5 protein-coding genes are annotated in these 6,744 nt (G+C 30.5%); all 5 read right to left on the bottom strand.

Annotated features, from left to right (window positions below):
• Nucleotides 1-37 precede the first annotated feature (37 nt).
• On the bottom strand, nt 38-1,567 hold the full coding sequence (locus B4I81_RS08615; RefSeq protein ID WP_291109682.1) for a hypothetical protein: 1,530 nt from the start codon (nt 1,565-1,567) through the stop codon (nt 38-40).
• A 62-nt stretch (nt 1,568-1,629) separates the two neighbouring features.
• The gene (locus tag B4I81_RS08610; RefSeq protein ID WP_291109680.1) at nt 1,630-2,613 is read right to left on the bottom strand and encodes a hypothetical protein; all 984 of its coding nucleotides are present in this window, start codon (nt 2,611-2,613) and stop codon (nt 1,630-1,632) included.
• 46 nt (nt 2,614-2,659) lie between these two features.
• Nucleotides 2,660-3,598, bottom strand: a complete 939-nt coding sequence (locus B4I81_RS08605; protein ID WP_291109678.1) for a hypothetical protein — start codon at nt 3,596-3,598, stop codon at nt 2,660-2,662.
• Between the two features lie 2 nt (nt 3,599-3,600).
• A complete protein-coding gene (locus tag B4I81_RS08600) occupies nt 3,601-5,004 on the bottom strand; it encodes a hypothetical protein (RefSeq protein WP_291109675.1) in 1,404 nt (467 codons plus the stop codon).
• 20 nt (nt 5,005-5,024) lie between these two features.
• Nucleotides 5,025-6,707, bottom strand: a complete 1,683-nt coding sequence (locus B4I81_RS08595; protein ID WP_291109673.1) for a hypothetical protein — start codon at nt 6,705-6,707, stop codon at nt 5,025-5,027.
• Nucleotides 6,708-6,744 lie beyond the last annotated feature (37 nt).

Genomic DNA, 6,744 nt, shown 5'->3' with positions numbered 1-6,744 from the left:
GGCGGAGCCGTCTACTCGATTACAAGCTGCCCTTTATTTAATTTTTTTCATCCTGTTTCTTAACTTTTCCAAAATTATAGGTTAAACCAAAGAAATGACCAAATGCGAATTTTTCTGTCATTGGAATTGTTCCTTCTGTGCCTAGGTCATATGAAACGCTTCCATCCGTTTTGTAATTGTCTGATATTCGCGAAATTCTTCCCATAGATAAACCTGTATGCAATACAATTCGTTCTTCTTTTCCAATGATAAAACCTAAACCTGTTAATAATTGGAATTTTTGGTTAGTAGTAAATAATGCTCCAATGCTTAAACCTGGTCTAACCCAAGAACCCCCTCGAAGTGATACATTAATGGTTGAGCCAAAACCAAATTCATAATCTCCTCTATTTTTTTCAAAAATATATTTATTGCTACCGTCATCTTTTGTTTCATATTCTTTATCCATTAAAGAAGTTAAAAATAAACCACCACTTATGTCAATTTTTACACCACCTTTCACCCAAATATTATAAGTGTATTTATCTGGTGTAGGGTTTGTAGCTGTTTTGTCATAGCGTTCAACTGTTACTTCTACTGCATCAATATTTTTACCATTAATATCAATAGGAACGATATAATTATCAAATTTTAGTTGCATCATTTTTGAAATTTCATCTATAATCTTTACAGACAAAGGATCAATTTCTTTAATATTTTCATCGAATTCTTTTTTAGTGTTCTCAAATAAATATGCTTCGCTTCCTATATCTTTAGTGTCACTGATAAGTTTTGTATAAGTGGAAAAATAACTCTCTCTTTCTATTTCAAACTTTAATTTATCTAAATAATCCTCTGCTGAAATAATTAAAATGTACTTGTCTAGTTTGGATTTAAGGTTTTTGAACTCTTTACCTAAAAGATTAATTGCTAATGTTATATTCTCCTCGTCTTCTAACTGATTTTTTGGAATTACTTTTATAGCTTGTTTGCTATGTTGGTTTACAAAAGCTATTGAGTATTGCGATTTAAAGTTATATTCAGATGTAGCCGCTTGTAATTCTAAATTTGCTATTTCTATTGCTTTTTCTAATTCTATTTTATTTAAATTCATTTGCTTTAATTTAGATTTATATTCTAAATTAATTTTGTTGCTATTTGTAGTACTTAATAACATATTTGATGCTTTAAAGTCAGATATTTCAAAATTTAATTTTGAAAGTTGATCTGATAACGTGTTTATTTTATTTTGAGCAACAATAGGGCTGTCGGTTTCAGATTTTTCTTTGGGTTCAATTTTTTCTAATGTCGATTTTACATTTTCTAACGGATTTTCATTAAAATCGAAAAAAGTTATCAAATCGTGATTAATTACATACTTGTATTTATATGGATTACCATTAACTAATTTAAATGCTAACGGTTCTTTTGCTTTAATAACTAATTTAGAATTAGAATTTACCGAATCTCTTAAAGAGTTTAACGTTGGTTCCCCAAGGTTTAAGGTAAAAACTTTTGTTTCAATTTGTGCTTGACTCTGTATTGCAAAGACAATCGATAGTATTAGTAAAATGATTTTTGTTTTCATAATAATAATATTTTTTTTTAATCATTATAGCTTATATTGGACTAACTTTTATTTGAAATTATTTAGTTCACTTTTTTAAGATTTTCGTAGAACTTTTGATTATCGAGTCCTGTAATTAATTTAATACCTCTATATTTAATTGTATTATTAACTAAAATATATTCTATATAAATTTTTTCTCTTGTTTTTGGGGACTCTAAAACATACATTCCAATTTTATAATTTGGTCTGTTTTTTTCGTGCAAATATTCATTTATAGCATTTTCACCAAATTCTTGTTTCCACATATTCATTATTTTTAAAGCATAAGATTCATTTAAGTCAAGAGAATAGGAAACAATATTCCCAAATTCAGTTATAATCCTATCTATTTCTTTTTCAGATTGAATTCTAGAAACATCATTTTTTTTATTAATTCTGATTATTTTATTTCCATTTACGAGATCATTTTTTTTTGGGTTTTCATTAAACTCTTTGTAAAAATCAGGATATTGTTTTTTCAAGTTTTTAAAATCAGCTCCAATTTTTATTTTTTCATCCCACTCCCAAGCTTCAATTTTAGGTGTTAATTCACGATAAAAATCTACTAATTCTTTGTTCTTCTTTTCCGCTTCTTGCTTCTCTAAATCTGATTTTTGTTTTTCTTTTATCCAAACTGTTTTCTCGATAGGATAGTTTGCTAACTTCTCATTGATTGCATAGACTTCTCTATATCTTTCATCCAATCCACTACTTTCCATTGCTATTAAATAAGCACTGGTATTTTTTCTTAAGGAAGATAAGAGATTAAAATTACTTTCGTTATCATAAAGTTCGTCAGGTTTAAACAACTTATCTTGCGAAATAATTCTTAGATATAATGATTTGTCTTTTATTGAACCTAATAGCTTATCAAACTCATCTAATTTTTTGATGGTGGTTTTATACTCCTGGTTGTTGAATGCCATTTCGGCTTCTTCAAATTTCAGGTCTGCTATGGCGCTTTCTTGTGCGAAAGAAATAGCGAATAGGAATATTAGTATTAATGTAAAAGTATTTTTAATCATGGTTTTATTTTTATCATTATTATTTCATTCCATATAATTATTGTTTTCATGGCTTTATCTTCTTTATAGTTATTGGTTCAAGATTGCTGTTTTCATTATGAAATATTAGTTTTTCTTTAGATAAGTATACTATTGACGTAGCCTCATTACAAACATATTTTCCTTTTTCAACTTTTCTAAAAGGTAAATCTACAATAGTGTCCGCAAGTGAATGTAAATATAAAGTATTGCCTTTTTTGGTGATTTCCAGTTTATAATCTCCAATAGTATATATACCTGTGTAGTTATCTAAATTTTCAATTTCAATTTCTAATGCTTTAATTCTCTTTTCAAAAATATTTTTAGTTGAATATTCAGAATCAACTTCTAATGATAAATTTTCAGAAGTAAATTTTACTTTATGTAGATATTCTTCAATCAAATATTCATCATTTTCAACAAACTTTAAAGGCAAAATATTTTTGCTGAGATAACACTTAATATATAATCTATTATTATCTTTTGTAATATGAATTGCACCAAGATTAGTGTTCGAGTCATATACTCCTACATATTTATCTAAATTGTCATTAATTTTTTTAATTTCTAACTGAAATGCTGTTTTATCCTTCGGATACTTTTCTATTTTTTCACTAATTCCATAAACTTCTCTATATCTTTCATCCAATCCGTTACTCTCCATGGCTTTTAAATAAGCATTTGTGTTTTTACGAAGAGAAGAAAGAAGATTAAATTGACTTTCGTTTTCGTAAAGTTTGGTGGGATCAAACAACTTATCTTGTGAAATAATTCTTAGATATAATGATTTGTCTTTTATTGAGCCTAATAGCTTATCAAACTCATCTAATTTTTTGATGGTGGTTTCATAATCTTGATTGTTGAAGGCTGTTTCTGCTTCTTCAAATTTTAGGTCTGCCATCGCTCCGCCTTGTGCGAAAGTAATTATGCTACTAAGAATAAATAAAATTGTTGTAATTATCTTCATGATTAGTCTATTTTAATGGTTTTACCGTATTTGCTTTGTTTCTTCTTTTCTTCCTCTGTTGCTTTTTCTATGTTGCGTTTGGGTACTTCGGTTGATTTAGGGTCGTTAAGTGTTGCAGGTGCAAAATTTTGGTCGTTAATGTTTATTGTTTTGCCGTATTTTGATTCGTTTGTTTGGGTTAAATTAGTAGTTGTGGTTGCTGTTTTTGTACCTGGTTTACCTTTATATGAAATGTTTATGATTGAAACCCCATTGTTTTTTAATAATTCAATAAAGGATTTTCTTATGCTTTCGGCTTCTACCTCTGAATAATAATATCCATGAAGCACTTCATTGAAGGGTGTTAAATTAATTATTTCGTTTTTAACCGTTGATGTGTAAGCTCTAGTGCCATCATTAAAAGTGCCAATTTCAAAAACATTTGAAACATATACCGTTGCACCGTATTCTTGATTGAGATTATTGTTTTCAAAAGCATAAACAAAATAATATATTTTTGATGCCTTTTCACGAGAAGACAATGGAATATCTTTAGCACTAAATTTATTAATAATAACAGATCTGTTGTTTATTATTCTTTGTCGGTTTTCTTTTTCGATTCTTTCGTTTTCCGCTTGAATACGTTTTCTTTCTTCTTCGCGTTCTTCTCGTTCAAGTCTTTCCTGTCTTGATTGTACCCATGCGTCTGCTAAACTCCATAGTCCTTCAGAAGCAACTTGTTCTGTTGTTTTGTTGGTATTTGTAGGAGACAAACCCAAGATTCGGTTGCTTTCTTGAGCGTTTCTTTCTAACAAAGCGTTTAAATCTGCTTGGGTTACTCCTTGGTTATTGTTGTTTTGAGTAGCCGTATTGTTGTCGTAATTGTTGTAGTTTTGAGAAGATGTAGTGGTTGTTGAAGTATTGTTGACTGTATTTTGTCTTCTTTGCCAAGCAGCAAGTTCTTGAACAGAAGCGTTTGGGCCAGGTTTTGGATCGTGGTTTACGTTTGAACTAATACCTTGATTGTTTGAATTTGATAAACTAGAAGATTGTGTTGATGTTGTTTCTTTCTTGTTTGCACTGAATTTTATAAGGTTAGCACCAGATATACCCCTTTCACAACCCTTTACTTCAGGAATCGATATAGTATATCCACCTGTATCATCTGTTTTTCCAGCTTTAATTCCTATTTCGTTTTCAGAATAAGTTTTAGTTCCACCACATTTTAGCGTAAACTCTACAGTGTATGATACAATGTAAAGATCAGAAACATGATTGTTTGTTATAGAAATATCTGCAGTATATCCTAGATTTTTAGTCTTCATTGAAATAGATGTGTGATTGGTATTTAAGTCAAAAGTTTGAGCACTAACTTTAACACTCACTATCATCCCTACGAATAGGAATAGAATTTTGATTGTTTTCATAATCTCTAAATTTTAAGTTATTATCTTGGAACTGGAGAAAAATAATGTGGGCTTTCCACACCAGTTGGAGAAACATAATAATATTCGACTTTGGATTGAGTATTTGGATTGCCCCAACAATATCCATTATCAGGAGGATTAACAGTGTATATATTATTATTTAGAGATGTATTTGCATTAGTAACACTAGCAGAAAAATATCCTGTAGTACCTTCAAAAAAACCATCGTTCTCATTATCCCATAACGTACGATGAAAAATTGTACCACCTACAGGTGAGCCTCCACTAAAAGATACACTCAGTTTCCAATTACATGAGAACGAATCAGGGCCAATACAAGTTGAAATATCATATTGGTCATAAAAGCTAAAATTAAAGAGATTGCTTACAGAAGAGTTCACCTCAATCGGAAAACTCCCCGAAAAACTGCTAAAATCATCGTTATACGTATAGTTTAGTGTGCTACTGATACTTGTTGCAGTAGGGTTGCCTAAAAATTTTACTTTTAGGTTCAATTGTCCATCACTTTGTAATGTGGCATTTTGTAAAGAAAGATTGGGGTGGTTTACAGAAAAAGAGAAGCGTTGCATCAAAGAGGCATTAGTATCAAACGAATTTAAAGCTGTAGTTGCAGGAACATCAATTGTAGTAATAGTGCTTAATGTTAAAAGTGGTACATTGTTGTTTATCCAATTGATAGCCGTATTTAGTTGGTTAATAAAACCATTTAGTTTGTTTTTAGCAGTAAAATACGTTTGTACAAATTCTTTTTGCACGTTACTATCGGTATTGCTAAAGTTTTTGGCATTTACAGCAAATGGTAAAGTAGTTGCTTGATTATCGGTAAGCGATAATACAGCATATGGAGCATTTGACAAACGATTATTTATTCCTAATTCATTGTTCAATTTAATTTGAACTACTCTAAATACATCTTCTATAATTTGCTTGTGGAAATCACTGGATTTGTGAATACCAGCTAGTGCTACTGCTATAGAAAGACCTGTTTCAATGGGTTCATAAGGAGGTGTAGCGGCAAGAGTTCCTGCAACAACAGTAACGGCAACAGCCAACTTATGTCGTAAAATTAACGAACGGTATAATTGAAAGTCAAAATCGGCTTGGGTTTGGTTGGCCATTCGTCCTTGTATGGCATCGTAGTTAGTGGTATAAACGGGGTCAAAAATGGCTTTATTGGTGTTGTAAAATTTAGCTGCTATTATGCGGTCATCGTCTGAAAGGTCGGCAAAGTATTGGGTAAAGGCATTATGGTTTTGTAAAAACGGGGCATCTTCTGGGGCATTGGTTAGTGTTGCTCCATACTGGGCTTGATAATCCATTAGTGGTTGTAGAGTTGCCTCAGGAGATTGCGTCAAAGTAGCCTCAACAACTTCATATATTATTTTTGTATTGTTTAAAGCAGGAATAAGCAATTGCGTTTGACCTAGTGGTGTGGATTCTTTTACATAAAAGAGCAGTTTGTTGTCTTCTATTTTTGATAAGGTTATCGGTTCGTTATTGAAAGTTCCAGTATAGGTATCGTTTGGTATTGTATTGCTACCAAAATCGACTGTTACCAGTTGAAAGCGAGAAATTTGTCCGCCGTTTTCACCTGTGAGTGTTGTTTCTGATTCTTCTTTAGAACAAGAAAATAAAAAAGTTGAAAAAATGATAATGGTAATGCTTAAGAGAAGTTTTTTCATAGTTTTTGTATTTTAAAACATTGTTGTCCGATAAAAA

This window comes from Flavobacterium sp. UBA6195 (genome assembly GCF_002422095.1).
Lineage (GTDB): Bacteria > Bacteroidota > Bacteroidia > Flavobacteriales > Flavobacteriaceae > Flavobacterium.
Note: the sequence above shows the minus strand (reverse complement) of the source record. Positions and strands in the feature narration are given on the sequence as shown.

What these genes read in the sequence shown, in the direction of transcription:
- B4I81_RS08615 (WP_291109682.1), bottom strand. Translation starts at nt 1,567, where the DNA reads ATGAAAACAAAAATCATTTTACTAATACTATCGATTGTCTTTGCAATA.
- B4I81_RS08610 (WP_291109680.1), bottom strand. Translation starts at nt 2,613, where the DNA reads ATGATTAAAAATACTTTTACATTAATACTAATATTCCTATTCGCTATT.
- B4I81_RS08605 (WP_291109678.1), bottom strand. Translation starts at nt 3,598, where the DNA reads ATGAAGATAATTACAACAATTTTATTTATTCTTAGTAGCATAATTACT.
- B4I81_RS08600 (WP_291109675.1), bottom strand. Translation starts at nt 5,004, where the DNA reads ATGAAAACAATCAAAATTCTATTCCTATTCGTAGGGATGATAGTGAGT.
- B4I81_RS08595 (WP_291109673.1), bottom strand. Translation starts at nt 6,707, where the DNA reads ATGAAAAAACTTCTCTTAAGCATTACCATTATCATTTTTTCAACTTTT.